21 protein-coding genes and 1 pseudogene are annotated in these 21,804 nt (G+C 60.9%); 11 read left to right on the forward strand and 11 right to left on the reverse strand.

Going from position 1 to position 21,804, the window contains the following annotated elements; all coding sequences use genetic code 11:
- Positions 1 to 78: 78 nt before the first annotated feature.
- Positions 79 to 1,881, reverse strand: coding sequence for an extracellular solute-binding protein (locus ACQZ5H_RS05705; RefSeq protein ID WP_449096979.1), 1,803 nt, complete (start codon positions 1,879 to 1,881; stop codon positions 79 to 81).
- 269 nt (positions 1,882 to 2,150) lie between these two features.
- Between ACQZ5H_RS05705 and ACQZ5H_RS05710 the strand changes: the two genes are divergently transcribed.
- On the forward strand, positions 2,151 to 2,804 hold the full coding sequence (locus ACQZ5H_RS05710; protein ID WP_112711869.1) for an invasion associated locus B family protein: 654 nt from the start codon (positions 2,151 to 2,153) through the stop codon (positions 2,802 to 2,804).
- A 113-nt stretch (positions 2,805 to 2,917) separates the two neighbouring features.
- Here ACQZ5H_RS05710 and hspQ read toward each other — a convergent pair whose 3' ends face one another.
- The 3 genes from hspQ to ACQZ5H_RS05725 all read right to left on the reverse strand — a co-directional run bounded on the left by hspQ (position 2,918) and on the right by ACQZ5H_RS05725 (position 5,206).
- Positions 2,918 to 3,247: a heat shock protein HspQ gene (gene hspQ / locus ACQZ5H_RS05715; RefSeq protein ID WP_130278340.1), complete on the reverse strand. Its 330-nt coding sequence runs from the start codon at positions 3,245 to 3,247 to the stop codon at positions 2,918 to 2,920.
- Positions 3,248 to 3,397: 150 nt separating this feature from the next.
- On the reverse strand, positions 3,398 to 4,807 hold the full coding sequence (glnA, locus tag ACQZ5H_RS05720) for a type I glutamate--ammonia ligase (RefSeq protein WP_203428899.1): 1,410 nt from the start codon (positions 4,805 to 4,807) through the stop codon (positions 3,398 to 3,400).
- A gap of 60 nt (positions 4,808 to 4,867) precedes the next feature.
- Entirely contained in the window at positions 4,868 to 5,206 is a 339-nt protein-coding gene (locus tag ACQZ5H_RS05725; RefSeq protein ID WP_003539626.1) for a P-II family nitrogen regulator, read from the reverse strand.
- Positions 5,207 to 5,549: 343 nt separating this feature from the next.
- Here ACQZ5H_RS05725 and ACQZ5H_RS05730 point away from each other — a divergent pair, with 343 nt between their 5' ends.
- Positions 5,550 to 7,025, forward strand: coding sequence for an NAD(P)H-hydrate dehydratase (locus ACQZ5H_RS05730; RefSeq protein ID WP_449096980.1), 1,476 nt, complete (start codon positions 5,550 to 5,552; stop codon positions 7,023 to 7,025).
- Between the two features lie 15 nt (positions 7,026 to 7,040).
- Here ACQZ5H_RS05730 and ACQZ5H_RS05735 read toward each other — a convergent pair whose 3' ends face one another.
- The 3 genes from ACQZ5H_RS05735 to uvrA are packed head-to-tail and all read right to left on the reverse strand — an operon-like array spanning position 7,041 to position 11,247.
- On the reverse strand, positions 7,041 to 7,847 hold the full coding sequence (locus ACQZ5H_RS05735) for a DUF72 domain-containing protein (protein WP_449096981.1): 807 nt from the start codon (positions 7,845 to 7,847) through the stop codon (positions 7,041 to 7,043).
- Positions 7,848 to 7,868: 21 nt separating this feature from the next.
- Positions 7,869 to 8,321: an N-acetyltransferase family protein gene (locus tag ACQZ5H_RS05740; protein ID WP_449096982.1), complete on the reverse strand. Its 453-nt coding sequence runs from the start codon at positions 8,319 to 8,321 to the stop codon at positions 7,869 to 7,871.
- 1 nt (position 8,322) lies between these two features.
- Positions 8,323 to 11,247, reverse strand: coding sequence for an excinuclease ABC subunit UvrA (gene uvrA / locus ACQZ5H_RS05745; protein ID WP_449096983.1), 2,925 nt, complete (start codon positions 11,245 to 11,247; stop codon positions 8,323 to 8,325).
- Positions 11,248 to 11,499: 252 nt separating this feature from the next.
- On the opposite strand from uvrA, the gene ACQZ5H_RS05750 reads away from it, so the two are divergent.
- Positions 11,500 to 12,054: a single-stranded DNA-binding protein gene (locus ACQZ5H_RS05750; protein WP_112711883.1), complete on the forward strand. Its 555-nt coding sequence runs from the start codon at positions 11,500 to 11,502 to the stop codon at positions 12,052 to 12,054.
- A 49-nt stretch (positions 12,055 to 12,103) separates the two neighbouring features.
- Here the strand turns inward: ACQZ5H_RS05750 and ACQZ5H_RS05755 are convergent, their stop codons facing one another.
- Positions 12,104 to 12,751: a MarC family protein gene (locus ACQZ5H_RS05755; protein ID WP_112711885.1), complete on the reverse strand. Its 648-nt coding sequence runs from the start codon at positions 12,749 to 12,751 to the stop codon at positions 12,104 to 12,106.
- A 227-nt stretch (positions 12,752 to 12,978) separates the two neighbouring features.
- Between ACQZ5H_RS05755 and gyrA the strand changes: the two genes are divergently transcribed.
- From gyrA to ACQZ5H_RS05780, 5 genes are all read left to right on the forward strand, one after another.
- The gene (gene gyrA, locus ACQZ5H_RS05760; protein ID WP_449096984.1) at positions 12,979 to 15,792 is read left to right on the forward strand and encodes a DNA gyrase subunit A; all 2,814 of its coding nucleotides are present in this window, start codon (positions 12,979 to 12,981) and stop codon (positions 15,790 to 15,792) included.
- A 104-nt stretch (positions 15,793 to 15,896) separates the two neighbouring features.
- Positions 15,897 to 17,390: an FAD-binding protein gene (locus ACQZ5H_RS05765; protein ID WP_449096985.1), complete on the forward strand. Its 1,494-nt coding sequence runs from the start codon at positions 15,897 to 15,899 to the stop codon at positions 17,388 to 17,390.
- A gap of 9 nt (positions 17,391 to 17,399) precedes the next feature.
- The gene (locus ACQZ5H_RS05770) at positions 17,400 to 17,807 is read left to right on the forward strand and encodes a hypothetical protein (protein WP_112711953.1); all 408 of its coding nucleotides are present in this window, start codon (positions 17,400 to 17,402) and stop codon (positions 17,805 to 17,807) included.
- Entirely contained in the window at positions 17,807 to 18,877 is a 1,071-nt protein-coding gene (locus ACQZ5H_RS05775; RefSeq protein ID WP_449096986.1) for a hypothetical protein, read from the forward strand. Before ACQZ5H_RS05770 ends, ACQZ5H_RS05775 begins: the two co-directional genes overlap by 1 nt.
- Before the next feature lie 14 nt (positions 18,878 to 18,891).
- On the forward strand, positions 18,892 to 19,191 hold the full coding sequence (locus tag ACQZ5H_RS05780; RefSeq protein ID WP_449096987.1) for a hypothetical protein: 300 nt from the start codon (positions 18,892 to 18,894) through the stop codon (positions 19,189 to 19,191).
- Positions 19,192 to 19,283: 92 nt separating this feature from the next.
- Here ACQZ5H_RS05780 and ACQZ5H_RS05785 read toward each other — a convergent pair whose 3' ends face one another.
- The 3 genes and pseudogenes from ACQZ5H_RS05785 to ACQZ5H_RS05795 all read right to left on the reverse strand — a co-directional run bounded on the left by ACQZ5H_RS05785 (position 19,284) and on the right by ACQZ5H_RS05795 (position 20,022).
- Complete coding sequence (locus ACQZ5H_RS05785) at positions 19,284 to 19,418, reverse strand: hypothetical protein (protein WP_281438207.1); 135 nt, start codon at positions 19,416 to 19,418, stop codon at positions 19,284 to 19,286.
- A gap of 33 nt (positions 19,419 to 19,451) precedes the next feature.
- Positions 19,452 to 19,607, reverse strand: a complete 156-nt coding sequence (locus ACQZ5H_RS05790) for a hypothetical protein (RefSeq protein WP_165402599.1) — start codon at positions 19,605 to 19,607, stop codon at positions 19,452 to 19,454.
- Between the two features lie 139 nt (positions 19,608 to 19,746).
- Positions 19,747 to 20,022: pseudogene (locus ACQZ5H_RS05795) on the reverse strand (hypothetical protein).
- 92 nt (positions 20,023 to 20,114) lie between these two features.
- Here ACQZ5H_RS05795 and coaD point away from each other — a divergent pair.
- Genes coaD through ACQZ5H_RS05810 form a run of 3 tightly spaced genes read left to right on the forward strand, consistent with a single transcriptional unit; the run spans position 20,115 to position 21,751 of the window.
- Entirely contained in the window at positions 20,115 to 20,609 is a 495-nt protein-coding gene (coaD, locus tag ACQZ5H_RS05800; RefSeq protein ID WP_449096988.1) for a pantetheine-phosphate adenylyltransferase, read from the forward strand.
- Positions 20,610 to 20,637: 28 nt separating this feature from the next.
- Entirely contained in the window at positions 20,638 to 21,198 is a 561-nt protein-coding gene (locus tag ACQZ5H_RS05805; RefSeq protein ID WP_130278331.1) for a peptidylprolyl isomerase, read from the forward strand.
- 43 nt (positions 21,199 to 21,241) lie between these two features.
- The gene (locus ACQZ5H_RS05810; RefSeq protein ID WP_449096989.1) at positions 21,242 to 21,751 is read left to right on the forward strand and encodes a peptidylprolyl isomerase; all 510 of its coding nucleotides are present in this window, start codon (positions 21,242 to 21,244) and stop codon (positions 21,749 to 21,751) included.
- Positions 21,752 to 21,804 lie beyond the last annotated feature (53 nt).

The raw sequence follows: 21,804 nt of genomic DNA on the forward strand, positions 1-21,804 counted from the left end.
TCCTTTTCTGGCTTCCGTGTTTCACGCCATCTATGCGCTCACGCCGCCGACTTCAACCAGGCAGGAAAAAGGAACCGCCTACTGGGCGCTTTGGTCCCACCAGGCCGGCAGCTGGTATCCGTAGAGCGGAACCTTGTCCGGATGACCGATGCGCTTGCTTCGGGCGATCCATTGCTGGTCGATATGATAGAGCGGCAGCACGTAGTGACCCGAGAGCAGCAACCGGTCGTGCGAGCGCACGGCCGCGGTGAAATCCTCGTCGGAGCGGGCCGTCAGCAGATGCTTGATCGCCGTATCGACATCGGGATCGGCAACGCCTGCGAAATTCGAGCTGCCCTCGCGGTCGCGGCTCGCCGAGGCCCAATAGGAAAGCTGCTCGTTTCCGGGCGAAAGCGACGAGACATAGGATTTGACGATCACGTCGTAGTCGAAGCTGTTCGTCCGGCTCTGATACTGCGAATCATCGACCGTGCGGATCGAAGTGGTAATGCCGAGCGTTTGCAGCGAGCGCTGGTAGGCAATCGCCAGTTTTTCCTGGTCGGCATTCTGTGTCATGATCTCGAAGGCGAGCGCCTTGCCCTTGGCATCGGTCATCTTGCCGTTCTTGATCGAATAACCGGCTTCCTTGAGAACATCGACGGCCTGCTTCAGCACCTTGCGATCACGGCCTGAGCCGTCGGTAACCGGCAGCTTGTAGGTGCCGTCGAGGATTTCAGGATCGATCTTGTCCTTCAGCGGCCCAAGCATCGCAAGCTCATGCGCGTCGGCTGGGACGCCGAAGCTCGAAAGCTCGGAATTCTGCCAGAAGCTTTCGGTGCGCTTGTAGGCACCCGAGAACAGGTTCTTGTTCGCCCATTCGAAATCGAAGACCAGCGACAGCCCCTCGCGCAGCTTGACGTTCTGGAATATCGGCCGGCGGGTATTGAAGACGAAGCCGAACATGCCGCTCGGCAGCTGCGGCTGGAACGTGTCCTTGATGACGGCGCCGGAGCTGACTGCCGGGAAATTATAGGCGGTCGCCCAATGACCGGGGCTTCCATCCGGATAGACATCGACATCGCCCTTCTTGAAGGCTTCGAACAGCGTCGTGTCCTGCAGGAAATACTGAACGGTGATCCGGTCGTAATTGTCCATCCCGACCTTGGACGGAATGTCCTTGCCCCAGTAATTCGGGTCGCGCTCGAAGGTGATGCTCTCGCCGGGTTTCACCGTCTTGATCTTGTACGGCCCAGAACCGACGGGCGGCGTCAGCGAGCTACGGTCGAAGGTTTCCGGATCGATCAGATGCTTCGGCAGGACGGGCATCAGCCCGAAGACCATCGGCGTTTCGCGATCGGCCTTGTCGTTGAAGGTAAAGCGGACGCCGCGCTCGCCGACCTTCTCCATCTTCGAGACCAGGTTGAGCCGTGTCGAGAAGGGTACCCGGCCCTTGTCGCGCAAGAGCTCGAAGGTGAACATCACGTCCTCGGCCGTAACGGGCTGGCCGTCCGCCCATTTCGCCTTCGGATTGAGGTTGAACTGGATGAAGGTCCGGTTGTCGTCCCACTCGACGCTTTCGGCGAGCAAACCATAGAGCGTGAAGGGCTCGTCGCGCGAACGCTGCAGCAGCGATTCGTAGACGAGATTGCCGTAATCAGGGTCCCACATGCCGCGCGCCGTCGTGCGCATGCTCTTCAGGATGAACGGATTGAGATTGTCGAAGGTGCCGACCACGCCATAGGTGATATGTCCGCCCTTCTTCACATCCGGATTGACGTAAGGGAAGCTCTTGTAATCAGCAGGCAGCGCCGGCTGGCCATGCATTGCAATGCCGTGAAGCGGCTCAGCGGCGGCGGCAGTGCAGATGAGGGCGAAGACGGCGGGCAGGGCGATCCGGAGCATCTCTGAATTTCCTTTCCGGCAGGGCTCGATTCGCGCGAAGACTATCACGGAGCGCGAAAAATCGAACATTCACGCCCTCAAATCTTTACGAGCATCCAGAAATTGCCAAAGAAATACTGGATATCTGAAGCGCCTCAATGTAACAGGTGTTCCCGAAGTTCGGGGTCATGCATTTGCCTCATTGTTTTATGAGGTGGAGTGCCGAATGACCCGGTTGGAGAGGGCTGCAGGTCGCGGTCCCGAATGGGTATCAGGAGACGGAATCCGTTATGATCTTCAAGTCTGAAAAGAAAATGCGGGCAGCCCTGTCCGTTCTCGCAGTTGCCTTCGGCGCCGCCTCGGCACCGGTGTCCTCCTTCGCTCAGGACGCCGCCAATGCCCCGCAGCAGGCTGCCGGCGCACCGCGGCTCGGCTGGTACAAGACCTGCAGCAAGCAGGAAGACAACGACATCTGCGTCGTCCAGAACCTGATCCTCGCCAATGGCGGGCAGCTGGTCACGGCTGTCGGCCTCATCAGCGTTTCCGGCAAGGTCAACCGCAAGATCCTCCAGGTCTCGGTCCCGACCGCCCGCCTGATCCCGCCCGGCATCATGATGCAGATCGACAACAACAAGGGCCAGAAGCTCGACTATGCAGTCTGCCTGCCCGACAAGTGCACGGCCGAACTGCCGCTGACCGACGCGATGATCGCCAGCCTCAAGAAGGGCAGCGACGTGATCTTCACCTCGATCAACTTCCGCCGCGCTCCGAACCCGATCAAGATCTCGCTCGAAGGCTTCACCGGCGCTTATGACGGCGAAGCAGTTTCCGAATCGAAGCTTGCCGAAAGCCAGAAGAGCCTGCAGGACAGCATGCAGAAGAAGGCTGAAGAAGCCCGCAAGAAGCTGGAAGACGCGCAGAACGCTGCAAAGACCGCTCAGTAAGCGTCTGACCATATCGCATCGGAAGACCCGGCCTCCGCGCCGGGTTTTTTGTTGCCGCAGACAAAGAAAAACCCCGCCGGAGCGGGGTTTCTTTGAATCGGTACTTGATGCGCTTAGTTGGCCAGGCTCATCTTGGGCTTGAACTGGCCGGTCGGCGCCATGTCGAAGATCTGGTAGACCTGTTCATTGCGCAGCGGCACGCCGCTTTCGTCATTCACCAGGTTCTGCTCCGAGACGTAGGCGACGTATTCGTTTTCGTCGTTTTCGGCGAGCAGGTGATAGAACGGCTGGTCCTTGCTGGGGCGAACTTCGGCGGGAATGGAGTTCCACCATTCCTCCGTATTCGCGAATTCCGGATCGACGTCGAAGATCACGCCGCGAAACGGAAATACCTTGTGCCGGACCACTTCACCGATACCGAACTTTGCAACTCTTTCTTTCATGGTACGACTTCCTTTCATCACCAGATTTGGTGATTGGGCCTGCTCAAATCAAGATTTGTGCAGGATTTCGTCACATGAGTGTCATGTCGCCATCAGCCTCAGTGACATCGAGAAAAGCCCCGGCTTTCGCCAGGGCTTTCCGGTATTCGCTTATGCCGAGTAGTACATGTCGTATTCGACAGGATGCGGCGTCATTTCGAAGCGCATCACTTCGGCCATTTTCAGCTCGATGAACGAGTCGATCTGGTCGTCGTCGAAGACGCCGCCGGCGGTCAGGAACTTGCGGTCCTTGTCGAGGCTCTCGAGCGCTTCACGCAGCGAGCCGCAGACCGTCGGGATCTTCTTCAGTTCCTTCGGCGGCAGATCGTAGAGATCCTTGTCCATGGCCTTGCCGGGATGGATCTTGTTCTTGATGCCGTCGAGGCCGGCCATCAGCATCGCTGCGAAGGCGAGGTAGGGGTTCGCCATCGGATCCGGGAAGCGGACTTCGACGCGCTTTGCCTTCGGGTTGCTGCCGAACGGAATGCGGCAGGAGGCCGAGCGGTTGCGGGCCGAGTAGGCCAGCAGAACCGGTGCTTCATAACCCGGGACGAGACGCTTATACGAGTTCGTCGACGGGTTGGTGAAGGCGTTCAGCGCCTTGGCATGCTTGATGATGCCGCCGATGAAGTAGAGGCAGGATTCGGAAAGGCCTGCATATTCGTCGCCTGCGAAGCCCGGCTTGCCACCCTTCCAGATCGACAGGTGGACGTGCATGCCCGAGCCGTTGTCGCCGAAGATCGGCTTCGGCATGAAGGTTGCCGTCTTGCCATAGGCATTGGCGACCTGATGCACGACATACTTGTAGATCTGCATCTTGTCGGCGTTGCGAACCAGCGTGTCGAACTTGATGCCGAGCTCGTGCTGGGCAGCAGCCACTTCGTGGTGGTGCTTTTCGACGACGACGCCCATTTCGCTCAGAACCGTCAGCATCTCGGAACGCATGTCCTGGGCGCTGTCGATCGGCGGAACCGGGAAGTAGCCGCCCTTGACGCGCGGACGGTGGCCGAGGTTGCCGGTTTCATATTCGGTATCGTCGTTCGACGGCAGTTCGGTCGAGTCGAGCTTGAAGCCGGTGTTGTACGGGTCGGCCTTGTACTTGACGTCGTCGAAGACGAAGAATTCGGCTTCCGGGCCGACGAATACGGTGTCGCCGATGCCGGATGCCTTCAGATAGGCTTCGGCCTTCTTGGCGGTGCCGCGCGGGTCGCGGTTATAGGCTTCGCCCGAGACCGGATCGAGAATGTCGCAGATGATGACCATCGTCGACTGCGCGAAGAACGGGTCCATGTGAACCGTGTCGGTATCCGGCATGAGAACCATGTCGGACTCGTTGATGGCCTTCCAGCCGCCGATCGAGGAACCGTCGAACATGACGCCGTCGGCAAACATGTCTTCGTCCACGCAGACGACGTCCATCGTCACGTGCTGCAGTTTGCCCTTGGGGTCGGTGAAGCGCAGATCCACGAACTTGACGTCGTTCTCCTTGATCTGCTTCAGAATTTCGCTTGCACTCGCCATGAAACACTCCCTTTGATTTGCTATGACGACTTGGCTTTGCCTCTTGGGGGCAAGGCCTGCTTAAATAGCGTCGATACCGGTTTCGCCAGTACGAATGCGGATGACTTCCTCGACATTCGACACGAAAATCTTGCCATCGCCGATGCGGCCGGTCTGGGCGGCCTTGCGGATCGCGTCGATGACGGCTTCGGCGTTCTCGTCGGCGAGGACGACTTCGACCTTCACCTTCGGCAGGAAATCGACAACATATTCGGCGCCACGGTAAAGCTCCGTGTGGCCCTTCTGGCGACCGAAGCCCTTTGCTTCCGTAACCGTAATGCCCTGCAGGCCGACTTCCTGAAGGGCTTCCTTCACTTCGTCGAGCTTGAAAGGCTTAATGATCGCTTCGATCTTTTTCATGAGAAAATGACTCTCCGCTTCTCCCGTTAAAGCGTGCGTATGCCGCTCGCGAAACATGATGCAGGTATCATGCCAGTTCGCAACGGGCCAGATCGAAAAAATGCGGCAAATGCACCCAAAACCGCGCCAAGGCTCCTGTTTAGCTGCGATTTTTCGTAAAAAGATGACAATTTCGATCGGAAAAAATCGAAAATACCACGGAAATCGCAGATTTTTGTGTGGAGACGAGTTTCGGTTTACCGAGTGCGTATGGGCTAAAAATAGGCAATTGCACAAATAATGATCGCTCCTGTATCGCCCGAAACCGGTTGTTTTTTAGGCGTTTTTTGACTTCAATGGGGTCATGACCGATCGATTGAGTGAATTGCTCCTGACGCCCGCCGAAATGGCGGCTGTCGACAAGGCGGCGGCCGAAAGCGGCATCGACAGCTTTGCGCTGATGACCAGCGCAGGCGCGGCTGTGGCTGCGGCCGCGATGCGGCTTTATCCCGGCGCACTTCGCTTCGCCGTCCTCTGCGGACCCGGTAACAATGGCGGCGACGGCTATGTGGCAGCCCGCTTCCTGGCCGAGAGCGGCGCAGCGGTTGAGGTCTTCCAGCTCGGCGATCCCGAACGGCTGAAGGGCGATGCCGGGCGGGCCCATGCGGAATGGACCGGCGATGTCGAGCCACTCGAAGAATACCAGCCACAAGACGGCGACGTCGTCGTCGATGCGCTGTTCGGCGCCGGTCTGAGCCGCGATGTGCCCGGTGAGGTCGAGGACGTCATCTCGGCCGTCCGCTGGGCGGATCTGCCTGTCATCGCCGTCGACCTGCCATCGGGTATCGACGGAGCCACAGGCGAGGTGCTTGGGGCGGCGTTTACCGCCACGCAGACCATCACCTTCATGACCCGCAAGCCTGGCCATCTCTTGATGCCGGGCAGGGAGCTTTGCGGGGCACTCGATGTCATCGATATCGGCATTCCCGCCCGGATCGTCCGCGCACATGCCGGTTCTGATATCGCCGAAAACACCCCGGCCCAATGGGCGCATCTGACGCCGTCGGCGAGGCTGGAGACCCACAAATACAAGCGCGGCCATCTCGTCGTCTTCTCCGGTTCGGCAGGAAAGACCGGCGCGGCGCGGATGTCGGCCATATCGGGCCTGAAGGCCGGCGCAGGTCTGGTGACGATCGCCGCACCGGCGGAAGCGCTTGCGGAAAACAGCGCGCATCTGACGGCGGTCATGCTGCGCGAGATCGGCGACACGGAACAGCTGGAAGAATGGCTGGAGGACGACCGCCTGCAGACTTTCGTGCTCGGTCCGGGCTTCGGGATCGGCGAGCAGGCGAGGGACTATGCCGCTGCGCTGAGCGACCGCCGCCTGGTGCTCGATGCTGATGGCATCACTTCGTTCCGCCAGGAGCCGAAGCGCCTGTTCGACCTATTCGCCGGTGGCGAACCGCGTCTGGTCCTGACGCCGCATGACGGCGAATTCGCCCGTCTCTTCCCCGATATCGCCGCCGATACCGGGCTCGGCAAGACCGCCAAGGCACAGATGGCCGCGAAGCGCGCCAATGCGGCGATCGTCTTCAAGGGTGCCGATACGGTCATTGCGGCGCCGGATGGACGCGCGCTGATCAACACAAACGCGCCGGTCTGGCTGGCAACGGCAGGGTCCGGCGACGTGCTTGCCGGCATCATCGGCGCCTACCTGGCGCAGGGCCTTCCGGCCTTCGAGGCGGCGGCGATCAGCGTCTACCTGCACAGCCTCGCCGGGCAGCGCGCCGGCAAGGGGTTGACGGCGGAAGATCTCACCGCCCACGTCCTGCCGTTCTGACTGCCGGCCGGCTGATTACTTGCCGACCTCTTCCTGCAGCGCGATGGCGCCGAAGGGGGCGTTCACCTTGCCCTCATGGATCATGAAGGCGAAGACGTCGCGCGGCTCGGCCTTCACCTTGCGATCCGCGTCGATGAGTGGCAGATCGTCGGGCACCTTGCCTTCGGCCCAGGTCTCCAGCCGCTTTGCCCAGGCCTTCAGGTCCTTGGGCGGATAGCAGGTCCTGATCTCGTCCGAGCCCTTCTGCAGCCGCGCATAGACGAAATCGGCGGTGACGTCCGCTATCATCGGATAATCGAAATGCTCGGCGACGACAGGCGCCACGCCGTACTTGGCCAGCAGCGCGACGAAATCCGGCACCTTGAAACTGTCATGACGGACCTCGACGACATGGCGCAAGGGCAGGCCATCCTGCTTGTCCGGCAGCAGCTTCAAGAACGCTTCGAAATCGTCGGGCTCGAATTTCTTGGTCGGCGCGAACTGCCAGAGGATCGGCCCGAGACGGTCGCCGAGTTCCGTCAGTCCCTGCGTCAGGAACCGCTGCATGGATTCTCCGGCCTCGCCCAGAACCTTCCGGTTGGTGACGAAGCGGCTGGCCTTCAGCGAGAAGATGAAACCATCGGGCACATCCGCGCCCCATTTGGCGAAGGTCTCCGGCTTCTGCGAGCTGTAATAGGTGCCGTTGACCTCGATGACCTTCAGCTGGCGGCTGGCATAATTGAGCTCGTCCTTCTGCTTCAGGTCGGAGGGGAAGAAATGATTGCGCCAAGGCTCGAATGTCCAGCCGCCGATACCGACGCGGATAGTGCCGGATTTGCTCATTCTCTTCCTCCCTTTGCCCGTTCAGGCGATTTGCTTTGCCATGTCGACGATCACCCATCCTGGCCGGTAGGGGTTCGGCCGTCGACCCGTTTCCTGAAAGCCGAAGGCGCGGTAGATCGCGATATTCCTCTCCATTCGCGCATTGGTGTAGAGCCTGACTTCCGGCAGCTCCCATTCGCGCGTCTTGTCTTCCACCCAGCCGAGGATCGTACGGCCGATCCCGCGGCTATGATGATCAGGCGACACGGCGATGCTGAACAGCATCGTGTGATCCGCATGGCGTTCAAGAACGGCGAGCCCGCCAGGCTCGCCATCGATATCGAGCAGCCACACCTCGCCATTGGCGATCCGCGGCGCATAATCCTCACGCATCGGCAGCGGCTCGCCGCCGAACTCCGCGACATAGGGGCCGTAAGCCGACATGGTCAGGCGGCGCACGATTTCGAGATCGTCAGCCGCCGCCTGTCTCAACATCTCACTCGGCCGCCGCGACCGTCTTCTTCACTGGGCGACGCTCCAGCAGCTCCTTCAGGAAGTGGCCGGTATAGGAGCGCTTCTCCTTGACGATCGCCTCAGGCGTGCCGGTCGCAACGATCTCGCCGCCGCCATCGCCGCCTTCGGGGCCGAAATCGAGCACCCAGTCGGCCGTCTTGATGACTTCGAGATTGTGCTCGATGACGACGACGGAATTGCCCTGGTTGACGAGCTCATGCAGCATTTCCAGGAGCTTGGCGACGTCGTGGAAATGCAGGCCGGTGGTCGGTTCGTCGAGAATATAGAGCGTGCGGCCGGTCGAGCGCTTCGACAGTTCCTTGGCGAGCTTGACGCGCTGCGCCTCGCCGCCCGACAGCGTATTCGCCTGCTGGCCGACCTTGATATAGCCGAGGCCGACATCGAAGAGCGACTGCAGCTTGTCGCGCACCGCGGGAACGGCGGCGAAGAACTCGACGCCTTCCTCGACCGTCATGTCGAGCACGTCGGAGATCGACTTGCCCTTGAAGGTGACGTCGAGCGTCTCGCGATTGTAGCGCTTGCCGTGGCAGACGTCGCAGGTGACGTAGACATCCGGCAGGAAGTGCATCTCGATCTTGATGACGCCGTCGCCCTGGCACGCTTCGCAGCGGCCGCCCTTGACGTTGAACGAGAAGCGGCCCGGCTGATAGCCGCGCGCCTTGGCTTCCGGCAATCCGGCGAACCAGTCGCGGATCGGCGTGAAGGCGCCGGTATAGGTCGCAGGGTTCGAGCGCGGCGTGCGGCCGATCGGCGACTGGTCGATATCGATCACCTTGTCGATATGCTCGAAACCATCGATGCGGTCGTGATCGGCCGGGATTTCGCGCGCGCCCATGACGCGGCGCGCCGCCGACTTGTAGAGGGTCTCGATCAGGAAGGTGGACTTGCCGCCACCGGAAACGCCGGTGACTGCCGTGAAGACACCGAGCGGGATGGCGGCCGTGACGTTCTTGAGGTTGTTGCCCCTCGCGCCGACGACCTTGATCTCCTTGCCTTTCTTCGGCTTGCGACGCTCATCGGGCACGGGAACGCCGAGTTCACCGGAGAGATACTTGCCGGTCAGCGACTTCGGGTTCGCCATGATGTCCTGAGGCGTGCCGTGGGCGATGACCTGGCCGCCGTGAATGCCGGCCGCCGGACCGATATCGACGACGTCGTCGGCCGTCAGGATCGCGTCCTCGTCATGCTCGACGACGATGACGGTATTGCCGATGTCGCGCAGGTGCTTCAGCGTATCGAGCAGGCGGGCATTGTCGCGCTGGTGCAGGCCGATCGAGGGTTCGTCGAGAACGTAGAGCACGCCCGTCAGGCCCGAGCCGATCTGCGACGCCAGGCGAATACGCTGGCTCTCGCCACCCGATAGCGTGCCGGAATTGCGAGACAGGCTGAGATATTCGAGGCCGACATCATTCAGGAAGCGCAGGCGGTCGCGGATTTCCTTGAGGATGCGCACGGCGATCTCGTTCTGCTTCGCCGTGAAATGCGACGGCAGCACTTCGAACCAGTCGCGGGCGACGCGGATCGACATCTGCGTGACTTCGCCGATATGCAGCTTGTCGATCTTCACGGCCAGAGCTTCCGGCTTCAGCCGGTAACCGGCGCAGGACGGGCAGGGGGCGGCCGACATGAAACGCTCGATCTCCTCGCGCGCCCAGGCGGAATCCGTCTCCTTCCAGCGGCGCTCGAGATTGGTGATGATGCCTTCGAAGGTCTTGTGCGTCGTGTAGGAGCGCGCGCCATCGGCATAGTGGAATTCGATCTTCTCTTCCGTGCCGTTCAGGATCACATCCTGCGCCTTGGCGGAAAGATCGCTCCATCGATTGCCGAGCTTGAAGCCGAAATGCTTGCCGAGCGCTTCCAGCGTCTGATTGTAATAAGGAGAGGACGACTTGGCCCAGGGCGCAATCGCCCCGTCGCGCAGCGTCCGCTCCGGTTCCGGGATGATCAGGTTGGCGTCGATCTTCTGCTGTGCGCCGAGGCCGTCGCAGGTCGGGCAGGCGCCAGCCGGGTTGTTGAACGAGAAGAGACGCGGCTCGATCTCCGGAATGGTGAAGCCGGAAACCGGGCAGGCGAACTTTTCCGAAAACAGCACGCGCTCATGCGTCTCGTTCAGCGACTTGTTGGCCGAACCGCCGGCAGCGGTTTCCTCCGGCGGCAGCGGCTTGTCGGCGAATTCGGCGACCGCCAGGCCATCGGCGAGCTTCAGCGAGGTCTCCAGGCTGTCGGCGAGGCGCGACGACATGTCGGCGCGCACGACGATACGGTCGACGACGACGTCGATGTCATGCTTGTACTTCTTGTCGAGGGCCGGAACGTCGGCGATCTCGTAGAACTGGCCATCCACCTTGACGCGCTGGAAGCCCTTTTTCATGAGCTCGGCGAGTTCCTTCTTGTACTCGCCCTTACGGCCACGCACGAGCGGCGCCAGAATATAAAGACGCGTGCCCTCCTCGAAGGCGAGCACACGGTCGACCATCTGGCTGACCGTCTGGCTCTCGATCGGCAGGCCGGTGGCCGGCGAATAGGGAACGCCAACGCGTGCAAAGAGCAGACGCATATAGTCGTAGATTTCGGTGACCGTGCCGACCGTCGAGCGCGGGTTGCGCGACGTCGTCTTCTGCTCGATCGAGATGGCGGGCGAGAGGCCGTCGATCTGGTCGACATCAGGCTTCTGCATCATTTCCAGGAACTGGCGCGCGTAGGCCGAAAGGCTTTCGACATAGCGCCGCTGCCCCTCGGCATAGATCGTGTCGAATGCCAGCGAGGATTTGCCGGACCCTGAAAGGCCCGTCATCACGATAAGCTTGTTGCGCGGCAGATCGAGGTCGATGCCCTTCAAATTATGCTCACGCGCGCCGCGGATGGAAATCGTCTTCAGTTCGCTCATCGTCTTCTGCTTTGGTCTCTTGGATGAAGCCCCTTATTTAGTGATGCTCGCGGGCGAGTCGAGGCTCAAATCCGGGGTAGGAGAAGGTTTTCGATTCTGTTGACAGGATCATAGTGAATAAATAGAACAAAGAAAGAACAAAATTCCTTGTGGATGACGGCCCGATGGACGCGCCTCGCAAGGGCTCTATAGTTTAAGGTACACCGATTGTTTCAAGCGCCGCCGGGCAGGGTGGCAGGTAAGGTGAAAAGCATGGCTGGTAGCGTAAACAAGGTAATTCTGATCGGAAACGTGGGCGCCGACCCCGAAATCCGCAGGACCCAGGACGGCCGTCCGATCGCCAACCTGCGTATCGCGACGTCAGAGCAGTGGCGCGACCGCAATTCCGGCGAACGCCGCGAAAAGACCGAATGGCACACTGTCGTCGTCTTCAACGAAGGCCTCTGCAAGGTTGTCGAGCAATACGTCAAGAAGGGCGCCAAGCTCTATATCGAAGGCGCGCTGCAGACCCGCAAGTGGCAGGACCAGCAGGGTCAGGACCGCTACTCGACGGAAGTTGTGCTGCAGGGCTTCAACTCGACGCTGACGATGCTCGATGGCCGTGGCGACGGCGGCGGCGCAAGCTCCGGCTTCGGCGGTGGTGGCGGCCGTGGCAACAACAACGACTATGGTGGCGGCGGTGGCGGCTACGGCGACGATTACGGCGCGCCCTCCCAGTCCTCCGGCGGTGGCCGTGGCGGTAGCAGCAGTGGCGGCGGTAGTGGCGGCAACTTCTCGCGGGATCTCGACGACGACATCCCGTTCTGAGAACCGGACGGATCAAATGAAAACGGCGCCCCTTGAGGCGCCGTTTTTGTTAGGCCGGTGTAGCGCTGATCAGGTTGAGCGCCGCCTTGGCGCCATCGACCACGAACTGCACCGCCAGTGCCGCCAGGATGACGCCGAGAAGCCGCGTCAGGATCGCCCGGCCGGTCGCGCCGAGGAAACGGTCGAGCCTGTCGGCGACGAGCAGGGCGCCCAGCGTGATCAGCAGGTTGGCGGCAATGACGATGATCAGCTGCGCCCGCTCGATCGACGAGGCGAAGGCACCAGAAAGCAGGATCGTCGCCGAGATCGCGCCCGGACCGGCAACCAGCGGGATCGCCAGCGGGAAGACGGCGATATTCTGGATGTGGTCCTTGGTGATGGCGACTTCGCTGGTCTTCTCCTTACGGTCCTGACGCTTCTCGAAGACCATTTCAAAGGCGATCCAGAAGAGCAGCAAGCCACCAGCGAGGCGGAAGGCTCCCATCGATATGCCGAGCACACCGAGCACGCCTGCGCCAAACAGCGCGAAGACCGCGAGGATGATGAAGGCGATCATCGAGCCGCGCAGCGCCACCTGCTTGCGCTGGGGCCGGCTCATGCCAGCGGTCAGCCCCAGAAAGATTGGCGCCAGCCCCGGCGGATCGATAGTGACGAGCAGGGTGGTGAAGGCATTGATCAGTTGGTCGGTGCTTGCCATTCGGTCTCCAAAACACCATATGAGGGCGAGGTTCTAGCGATTGTGGAGCGACTGCCCGCGTTTGGCAAACCGCCTGTTTTCGCGTGGGTCTCCTCCCGGCGCAAAAACGCCAGAATTGCCGCCTTTCCGCCGTAAAAGCCTGTTCAAAACTCCCGCTCAAATTGGCGCGGAACGGGGCTTTCCGCTATAAATCTTTCAGTGATTCTACAAAGAGATCGTGATCTGTTTTGACTGAACAAACACCCCCAGGCGGCGGGAAGCTCCCGCCAGGCATCGAGCCCATCTCCATCATGGAGGAAATGCAGCGGTCCTATCTCGATTACGCGATGAGCGTTATCGTCAGCCGCGCGCTTCCTGACGTGCGCGACGGCCTGAAGCCCGTCCACCGGCGCATCCTTTACGGCATGTCCGAGCTCGGCATCGACTGGAACAAGAAATACGTCAAATGCGCCCGCGTAACCGGTGACGTGATGGGTAAATACCATCCGCACGGCAACTCGGCGATCTACGATGCGCTCGCCCGTATGGCGCAGGATTGGTCTCTTCGCCTTCCGCTGATCGACGGCCAGGGCAATTTCGGCTCTGTCGACGGTGACCCGCCGGCGGCCGAACGCTACACGGAATGCCGCCTGGAAAAGGCCGCGCATTCGCTGCTCGACGACCTCGACAAGGAAACGGTCGATTTCCGCGACAACTACGACGGCACGCTTTCCGAGCCTTCGGTCGTACCCGCGAAATTCCCGAACCTTTTGGTCAACGGGGCAGGCGGCATCGCCGTTGGTATGGCGACCAACATCCCGCCGCATAATCTCGTCGAAGTCATCGACGGCTGTATCGCGCTGATCGACAATCCGGCGATCGAACTGCCGGATCTGATGCAGATGATCCCGGGTCCGGACTTCCCGACCGGCGCCAAGATCCTCGGCCGTTCCGGCATCCGCTCGGCCTATGAGACGGGCCGCGGTTCCGTCGTCATGCGCGGCGTTGCCACGATCGAGCCGATGCGCGGCGATCGCGAACAGATCATCATCACCGAAATCCCCTATCAGGTGAACAAGGCGACGATGATCGAGAAGATGGCCGAGCTGGTGCGCGAAAAGCGCATCGAGGGCATCTCCGACCTGCGCGACGAATCCGACCGCCAGGGCTACCGCGTCGTCGTCGAGCTGAAGCGCGACGCCAATGCCGACGTCATCCTCAATCAGCTCTACCGCTACACGCCGCTGCAGACCTCCTTCGGCTGCAATATGGTGGCACTGAACGGCGGCAAGCCGGAACAGCTCAACCTGCTCGACATGCTCCGCGCGTTCGTCGCCTTCCGCGAGGAAGTCGTTAGCCGGAGAACGAAATTCCTGCTCCGCAAGGCGCGTGAGCGCGCCCACGTCTTGGTCGGTCTGGCGATCTCGGTTGCCAATATCGACGAAGTCATCCGCGTCATCCGCCAGGCGCCGGATCCGGCGACCGCACGCGAACAGCTGATGACGCGCCGCTGGCCGGCAGCGGATGTCGAAAGCCTGATCCGTTTGATCGACGATCCGCGTCACCGGATCAACGAGGACATGACGTATAACCTCTCGGAAGAGCAGGCCCGCGCCATCCTCGAACTTCGTCTCGCCCGCCTGACGGCGCTTGGCCGCGATGAAATCGGCGACGAACTCAACAAGATCGGCGAAGAAATCAAGGATTACCTCGATATTCTCTCGTCGCGCATTCGCATCATGACCATCGTCAAGGAAGAGCTGGGCGCCGTTCGCGACGAGTTCGGCACACCGCGCCGCACCGAGATCATCGATGGCGGTCTCGAAATGGATGATGAAGACCTCATCGCCCGCGAAGACATGGTCGTGACCGTCTCGCATCTCGGCTACATCAAGCGCGTGCCGCTGACGACTTACCGTGCGCAGCGCCGCGGCGGCAAGGGCCGCTCCGGCATGACGACACGCGATGAAGATTTTGTTAGCCGGCTATTCGTGGTCAACACGCATACGCCCGTTCTGTTCTTCTCCTCGCGCGGTATCGTCTACAAGGAAAAGGTCTGGCGCCTGCCGATCGGCACGCCGACCTCGCGCGGCAAGGCGCTCATCAACATGCTGCCGCTGGCACCCGGCGAACGCATCACCACGATCCTGCCGCTGCCCGAGGATGAGGACAGCTGGGAAAGCCTCGACGTGATGTTCTCGACGACGCGCGGCACCGTTCGCCGCAACAAGTTGTCGGATTTCGTCCAGGTGAACCGCAACGGCAAGATCGCCATGAAGCTGGAAGAGGAGGGCGATGAAATCCTCTCCGTCGAGACCTGCACGGAGCACGACGACGTGCTTCTGACCACGGCGCTCGGCCAGTGCATCCGCTTCCCGGTCGATGACGTCCGCGTCTTTGCCGGCCGCAACTCGATCGGCGTGCGTGGTATCAACCTTGGTGATGGCGACAGCATCATCTCGATGACCATCGTCGGCCATGTCGATGCCGAGCCGTGGGAGCGTGCTGCCTATCTGAAGCGTTCGGCCGCAGAACGCCGTGCAACCGGCGTCGACGAAGAGGATATCGCTCTCGTCGGCGAGGAAGTCACCGAAGAGGGACAGCTCTCCGACGATCGCTATGAAGAGCTGAAGGCACGCGAGCAGTTCGTGCTGACGGTCTCCGAAAAGGGCTACGGCAAGCGTTCATCGTCTTACGACTTCCGTATCTCCGGCCGCGGCGGCAAGGGCATCCGCGCCACCGACACGTCGAAGACGGGCGAAATCGGCGCACTCGTCGCTGCCTTCCCGGTTGATGACGGCGACCAGATCATGCTCGTCTCCGATGGCGGCCAGCTGATCCGCGTTCCGGTCGGCGGCATCCGCATCGCCAGCCGCGCCACCAAGGGCGTGACGATCTTCTCGACCGCAAAGGATGAGAAGGTGGTTTCGGTCGAGCGCATCAGCGAACCGGAAGACGACAGCGAAGAGGTTGGTGAGATCACCAACGAAACGCCGATCGAAGCCGGCGCAGTGCCTCCGGCAACCGAAGGCGACGAACCTTCATCTTCCACGGAAGAATAATTTAACCGGCTTTGGCTGGAAAACCGGGCGGCCCCTGCCGCCCGGTTTTTTTATGCGCTAAAGAGATTCCTGCTAGTCTGAGTTGATTTTAGGGTGAGGGAATCATGGGGAATTGGACGCGGCGCGGCGTTCTCGTTGCGGGCTCGGCGATCGCCGGCGCCGTTGCAGGGCAGTATCTTCTGACGCCGGTGAGCGATCCTGGTCCGGCTTTCCCGCCAGAAGACGATGTTTCCTCAAGCGCCACCATTCTCAATGACGCAGGCGAGCTATCGCCGACCCCGGTCGCCCAGCATCTGACCTTTAGCGAGCCGCCGCAGGACGCGTTGATTGGCAAGCTCCGTGCCGCACTTGTCGACGCCCGCAGCAACGGTCAATCGTTCGCCGCCAGCGCCGCGCGCCATTCTATGGGTGGTCATAGCCTGCCGCTGAACGGAACGGCGCTGACCCTCGATCAGGATTGGCTGGAGGCCGATACCTCGGCCAGGACCTATCGCGTCGCAGCCGGTGCCCGCTGGTCGACGATCATCCGCAAGCTCGATGCGATCGGCTTTTCGCCCGCCGTCATGCAGTCGAATAACGATTTCGGCGTCGCTAGCACCTTTTCCGTCAATGCGCATGGCTGGCCCGTACCCTTCAGCGCCTGCGGCAGCACCGTGCGCTCGATGAAGATGATGACGGCTGACGGTAATCTGCTGACCTGCTCGCGCACTGAGAATACCGAGCTCTTCAATCACGCGATGGGCGGCTATGGCCTGTTCGGCGTCATTACCGAACTTGAGCTCGACATGGTGCCGAATACCTTGCTGGACCCGAGTTTCGAGCATCTGGCCGGCGAGGATATCGGCCGCCGCTTTGCCGAGGTCCTTGCGTCCGATCCCTCGATCCAGATGGCCTATGGCCGCATGGATATCTCGCTCGATCGCTTTTTCGAAGATGCGCTGCTGATCACCTATCGCCCCTCGGCCGATCAGTCGAATATCCCGGCGGCGACCGGCTCCGGTTTGATCAGCCACGTCTCGCGCGAAATCTTCCGCCGCCAGCTCGGCTCGGACGGCGTCAAGCATATGCGCTGGTGGACGGAGGCGGTGCTGAACCCGCAGATCGCCGCGGCGTCGACCCGCAACAGCCTGATGAACGAACCCGTCATCACCCTCGACGACCGCGATCCGACACGCACCGATATCCTGCACGAATATTTCGTCTCGCCATCGCGCTTTGCCGATTTTGTCACGGCTTGCCAGGAGGTTATCCCGGCCTCTTATCAGCAGCTGCTGAATATCACGCTACGTTATGTGAACACCGATAGCGACAGTGTCCTGGCCTATGCAACAGAGCCGCGCATTGCCGCCGTCATGCTGTTTTCGCAGGAGAAGACCGTGCGCGGCGAGGCCGATATGGCGCGGATGACGGAGGCGCTGATCGAGCGCGTCATTGCCATCGGCGGCAGCTATTATCTGCCGTACCGGCCGCATGCGCGCCTCGACCAGCTGCAGCGGGCCTATGTCCGGGCAGGTGATTTCGCTGCGGCAAAACGCAAGGCTGATCCCGGCCTGCTGTTCCGCAACCGCTTCTGGGATAATTATCTGGGCAAGATCTGAGGGGGAATGATGAGCAAGCTTCGACTGATTGCCGGGCTTTATACCGTGGCGCTGCTGTTTGCCGCGGCGCTGAATTACATTCCCGGCCTGACGGACGCCGAGGGCAGGGCCTTCGGCATCTTCGCGCTCGACATCTATGACGACAGCCTGCATCTGGCTTCGGCGCTCTGGGCTGCGATCGCTGCCTATCTCTCGGTGCGAGCCTCGCGCTTCTTCCTCTTCTATTTCGGCCTGCTCTATTTCACCGATGGCCTGCTCGGCCTGATCACCGGCTCCGGCTATCTTGATCTCGGCATCGTCAATTACGGCATCCAGGACCTGCCGTTCGGCTTCAAGATCCTCGCAAACCTGCCGCATCTCTTCCTTGGCGGCGCAGCGATCGCATCGAGCTACATCTTCCGCAGCGAGGCGCGCTGATGCGCCGGGCTTTCAAGATCCTCGCATTGTTCGTCGCCGCCGTCGTCGTGGTCGTGCTCCTCCTTCTGAGTCCTGCCGCCTATGTGGAGACCTTCTGCCATGCCGATCCGCAGGCAGATAGCTACAGCCCACTGATCCGCGATCCCGCGATGCGCCGCGAGGAGGCCAATACCTTCCTGACCTATCCCGAATGGCATATCGTCTATGCCTATGACGGTCTCGCCGAGGTCCTGAAGACGGGCGACGAATACCGCTTCGATTATCTCGCCAGCGTCAAGGATTTCTGGAAGGCCGATTGTGCACTGACGGCGATCGCCGACCGCCACGGCGGCGCCGACACGCAGACGCGCATGATGGTCGCGACGATCGGCGTCAGTTTCACCCTCGAAATGGGCCTTAAGGCTGCTTATGAAGAAACGCTGGGACGGTTGACCGCTTATTGGCGTGGCGATCAGAAGACGCCGCAGGACAGTATCGCCCGCGACATGGCGATCGATTACGCCGCCTTCCTGCGCCAGACGCCCTGGTACAAATATCCCTTCCAGCCGCAGATCGACAAGCTCTGGGCGGCACCCGTCGATGAGCCCGTGCGCGGTTGGGAACGTCGCCTGGCGCTCGGCGGTGAATGGAAGGCGAAGATCGCCTATGCCGGAATGATCGCCGATGCTGTGGCAGCCACCGGCGAGGCCAAGCTGACGATCTTCTCCGTTGTTTCCGGCATGTCGGCCGAGGCGCTGTCGGCAATGCCCGATGTCCGCGTCCTCTCCGAGAGTGCCAATGGCATCCTCATCGAAACACCGCGCTACGACCGCTTCACCCATATTCTCTCCGACATCGCCAAGGCGGGCGGAAATGTCCGGGAGATTGCCGGAAATGACCAGATCATGGTGTCGCTGACCGCACCGGCGAGCGATCAGGCGCCGCCGCCCGGTGAACTGATCGCCCGCTTTCCGCGTGCCGGTTTCGACAGCGACCGCCTGCTGGTTCTGGTCAGGATCACCGATCTGGCGCAGCTGCTGCGCGACCGGCCGATTGCGGATCCCGGCATCGAGCATATATTCGACTTCTGAAAGGGAGTGCGGTGATGGTATTTGCGCGGCGGATCGCAAGAACAGGTGTGACGGCTCTCGTCATCCTCTGCGCCGTCTTCATGCTGTTTGCCGGCATCTTCGCCGCAACCGGGGAGGCGCCCGCCGCCATGGTCTTCCGCCCGCCCGGCAGCCCGGCGAGCCTTCCTGACGGCGTCAAGCTGCTGCGCTGGGGATCGGTCTTTGCTGTGGTGCGCGGTGAAAGTCCCGATTACGTCCGCAAGCTCTATGCATCCGGAGCAATCCTCGTGCTGCCCTACCGCAAGAGTGGCTGCCTCGCCTATCGCCCGGCATAAGGACAAAGAAAAAGCCGGACGCGGGGAAGGCGTCCGGCTTTTTGAATTGCCCGAGCGCGGAGGGGAATGCGCTCAGGGCAGGGGAACTGGCTTTAGAAAGTGATGCGCTTTTCGTTGTAAGCCTTCACCTCTTCGCTTTCACGGCGAAGGGCGGAAATCGTTGACGCCACGGACACGATGAACATTACGCTGATGAGGGCGGTCAGAACGGTCAAAATCGTGAACATGGGCAATCCTTTCCGAAGTTGCGTTCACGTTCCTCAGTACTGGCTTACGATTGCCGTGCGGGCAGCGGCGTAAGGGCCATATACCTTGGACGTATCAGGCTTCTGGTCATAGAGTGCGACAGTTGCAGTAAGCATTCCCGTAATCATTGCCATCCAGAAAACGTTAATGACGGTAATCTTATCGGGCATCTTCTTTTCCTTCTTGCGCGTATCGCATCTACGCTTCGGTGTTTAAATGCATCCGCCTGGAAATGGTTCCGCGGGATGTTGACGTGTCGTTTACTAAGCTTGGTCTGAAGCGACCTTGAATGCCTCGTTCATCTGGCGTTCAGATTCGAGGCCCGTTTTCACCGCAGCCGGCCGAGCTGGCGCATCAGTGCATAGTGCTCGCTGACCTCCGGGCGCACCCAGCGTACCTCGTACTTCTCCTTGAGAAGCCCATAGGCCACTTCGCCGATAAGGGAGATGATGACGGCAAGGGCGATCAGGAGCATGAGCATCGAAGTGACTTCCGGGGAGAGCCGGATGCCGGAATGGCATCGGCTGCGTTGATGATTTTGATTATGCAGATCGCGTCTGAAACGGCCTTGAACGACCCATTCATCAGCCGTTCACGCAACCGGCATCGGCATGCCAAATGACTTGCGGTAAAGGGGCATCCATGACAAAAGGCAACGAACGAAACGGCCGGGTCCCATGACGCTTGCTTTTTATCCGGGGTCCTTCGACCCGATCACCAACGGACATATGGATGTGCTTGTTCAGGCGCTGAACGTCGCCGAAAAAGTCATCGTTGCGATCGGTATTCATCCGGGCAAGACGCCGCTGTTTTCCTTCGAAGAGCGCGCCGATCTCATCCGCCAGTCGCTCGCCGAAATCCTGCCGCAGAGGGCTGCCGGCATCGAGGTCGTCTCCTTCGACAATCTCGTCGTCGATGCGGCGCGCAAACATAAGGCTTCGCTGCTGATCCGCGGGTTGCGCGACGGCACCGATCTTGATTATGAAATGCAGATGGCCGGCATGAACCGGCAGATGGCGCCGGATATCCAGACCATCTTTCTGCCGGCCGGAACGGCATCGCGGCCCATAACCGCCACATTGGTCCGCCAAATCGCCGCCATGGGTGGAGATGTCAGCGCCTTCGTACCGGCCGCAGTTCTTAAAGCCCTTCAATCCAAGCGCAAATCTTGAGGCGGTTTTCCGCCGCACCGGAGCTACAATGAAACTCTTTTATGTTGCCTTTGCCGCCGTGCTCTATGTCGCGTCCTTCGTTGGCGACGCCCTTGCAGCCGACACGCTGACCATCCAGCTGAAGGACGGCCCCGTCGTCATCCAGCTCGCTCCCGACGTTGCGCCCAAGCACGTTGCCCAGATCGAAGCGCTCGCCAAGAAGGGCGCCTATGACAACGTCGCCTTCCACCGCGTCATCGACGGTTTCATGGCCCAGACCGGCGACGTCCAGTATGGCAATATGTCGAAGGGCTTCGATCCGAGCCTCGCAGGCACCGGCGGTTCCGACCTGCCGAACATCCCGGCCGAGTTCTCCAAGACGCCTTTCGTGCGCGGCACGGTCGGCATGGCGCGCTCGCAGGATCCGGATTCGGCCAATTCGCAGTTTTTCATCATGTTCGCTGACGGCTCCTTCCTGAACGGTCAGTACACCGTCGTCGGCAAGGTCGTTTCCGGCATGGAATTCGTCGACAAGATCAAGAAGGGCGAAGGCCAGAACGGCGAAGTCAGCAATCCTGACCGCATGGTCAAGGTCACTGTCGGCAAGTAACCGGCATCCACATCATTCCACAAGAACAACGAGGAGAATAAGAATGGCCGAGATCAAGGATCCCGAAAACACCATCATCCTGGAAACCACCAAGGGCAAGGTTGTCATCCAGCTTCTGCCGCAGGTGGCACCTGAGCACGTCGCCCGCATCAAGGAACTCGCCCGCGAGAAGGCCTATGACGGCGTTGTCTTCCACCGCGTCATCAACGACTTCATGGCCCAGACCGGCGACGTCAAGTTCGGCAAGAAGGGCAGTGAGAGCTTCAACCCGGGCCGTGCAGGCATGGGCGGCTCCGAGAAGCCGGACCTGAAGGCAGAGTTTTCGGCCACGCCGCATATCCGCGGCGTTTGCTCCATGGCCCGCTCGCAGAACCCGAACTCGGCCAACAGCCAGTTCTTCATCTGCCTTGCGGATTCTCCGTGGCTCAACAAGCAGTATTCCGTCTGGGGCCAAGTCATCGAAGGCATGGACAACGTCGACAAGATCAAGAAGGGCGAACCGGTCGTAGACCCGGATTCGATCGTCTCGATGCGGGTTGCCGCCGACGTCTGATTGTGATTTCTGACGGAACCCGCCCTTGCGTGAGAACGTGGGGCGGGTTTCGC

The organism is Rhizobium sp. 21-4511-3d (assembly GCF_053522545.1).

Coding starts and splice junctions, on each gene's coding strand:
- ACQZ5H_RS05805 (WP_130278331.1), top strand. CDS start 20,638: ATGAAACTCTTTTATGTTGCCTTTGCCGCCGTGCTCTATGTCGCGTCC.
- ACQZ5H_RS05725 (WP_003539626.1), bottom strand. CDS start 5,206: ATGAAAAAGATCGAAGCGATCATTAAGCCTTTCAAGCTCGACGAAGTG.
- ACQZ5H_RS05785 (WP_281438207.1), bottom strand. CDS start 19,418: ATGTTCACGATTTTGACCGTTCTGACCGCCCTCATCAGCGTAATGTTC.
- uvrA (WP_449096983.1), bottom strand. CDS start 11,247: ATGAGCGAACTGAAGACGATTTCCATCCGCGGCGCGCGTGAGCATAAT.
- ACQZ5H_RS05710 (WP_112711869.1), top strand. CDS start 2,151: ATGATCTTCAAGTCTGAAAAGAAAATGCGGGCAGCCCTGTCCGTTCTC.
- ACQZ5H_RS05780 (WP_449096987.1), top strand. CDS start 18,892: ATGGTATTTGCGCGGCGGATCGCAAGAACAGGTGTGACGGCTCTCGTC.
- ACQZ5H_RS05705 (WP_449096979.1), bottom strand. CDS start 1,881: ATGCTCCGGATCGCCCTGCCCGCCGTCTTCGCCCTCATCTGCACTGCC.
- glnA (WP_203428899.1), bottom strand. CDS start 4,807: ATGGCGAGTGCAAGCGAAATTCTGAAGCAGATCAAGGAGAACGACGTC.
- ACQZ5H_RS05765 (WP_449096985.1), top strand. CDS start 15,897: ATGGGGAATTGGACGCGGCGCGGCGTTCTCGTTGCGGGCTCGGCGATC.
- ACQZ5H_RS05730 (WP_449096980.1), top strand. CDS start 5,550: ATGACCGATCGATTGAGTGAATTGCTCCTGACGCCCGCCGAAATGGCG.
- ACQZ5H_RS05770 (WP_112711953.1), top strand. CDS start 17,400: ATGAGCAAGCTTCGACTGATTGCCGGGCTTTATACCGTGGCGCTGCTG.
- ACQZ5H_RS05775 (WP_449096986.1), top strand. CDS start 17,807: ATGCGCCGGGCTTTCAAGATCCTCGCATTGTTCGTCGCCGCCGTCGTC.
- hspQ (WP_130278340.1), bottom strand. CDS start 3,247: ATGAAAGAAAGAGTTGCAAAGTTCGGTATCGGTGAAGTGGTCCGGCAC.
- coaD (WP_449096988.1), top strand. CDS start 20,115: ATGACGCTTGCTTTTTATCCGGGGTCCTTCGACCCGATCACCAACGGA.
- ACQZ5H_RS05735 (WP_449096981.1), bottom strand. CDS start 7,847: ATGAGCAAATCCGGCACTATCCGCGTCGGTATCGGCGGCTGGACATTC.
- ACQZ5H_RS05755 (WP_112711885.1), bottom strand. CDS start 12,751: ATGGCAAGCACCGACCAACTGATCAATGCCTTCACCACCCTGCTCGTC.
- ACQZ5H_RS05740 (WP_449096982.1), bottom strand. CDS start 8,321: ATGTTGAGACAGGCGGCGGCTGACGATCTCGAAATCGTGCGCCGCCTG.
- ACQZ5H_RS05810 (WP_449096989.1), top strand. CDS start 21,242: ATGGCCGAGATCAAGGATCCCGAAAACACCATCATCCTGGAAACCACC.
- ACQZ5H_RS05790 (WP_165402599.1), bottom strand. CDS start 19,607: ATGCCCGATAAGATTACCGTCATTAACGTTTTCTGGATGGCAATGATT.
- ACQZ5H_RS05750 (WP_112711883.1), top strand. CDS start 11,500: ATGGCTGGTAGCGTAAACAAGGTAATTCTGATCGGAAACGTGGGCGCC.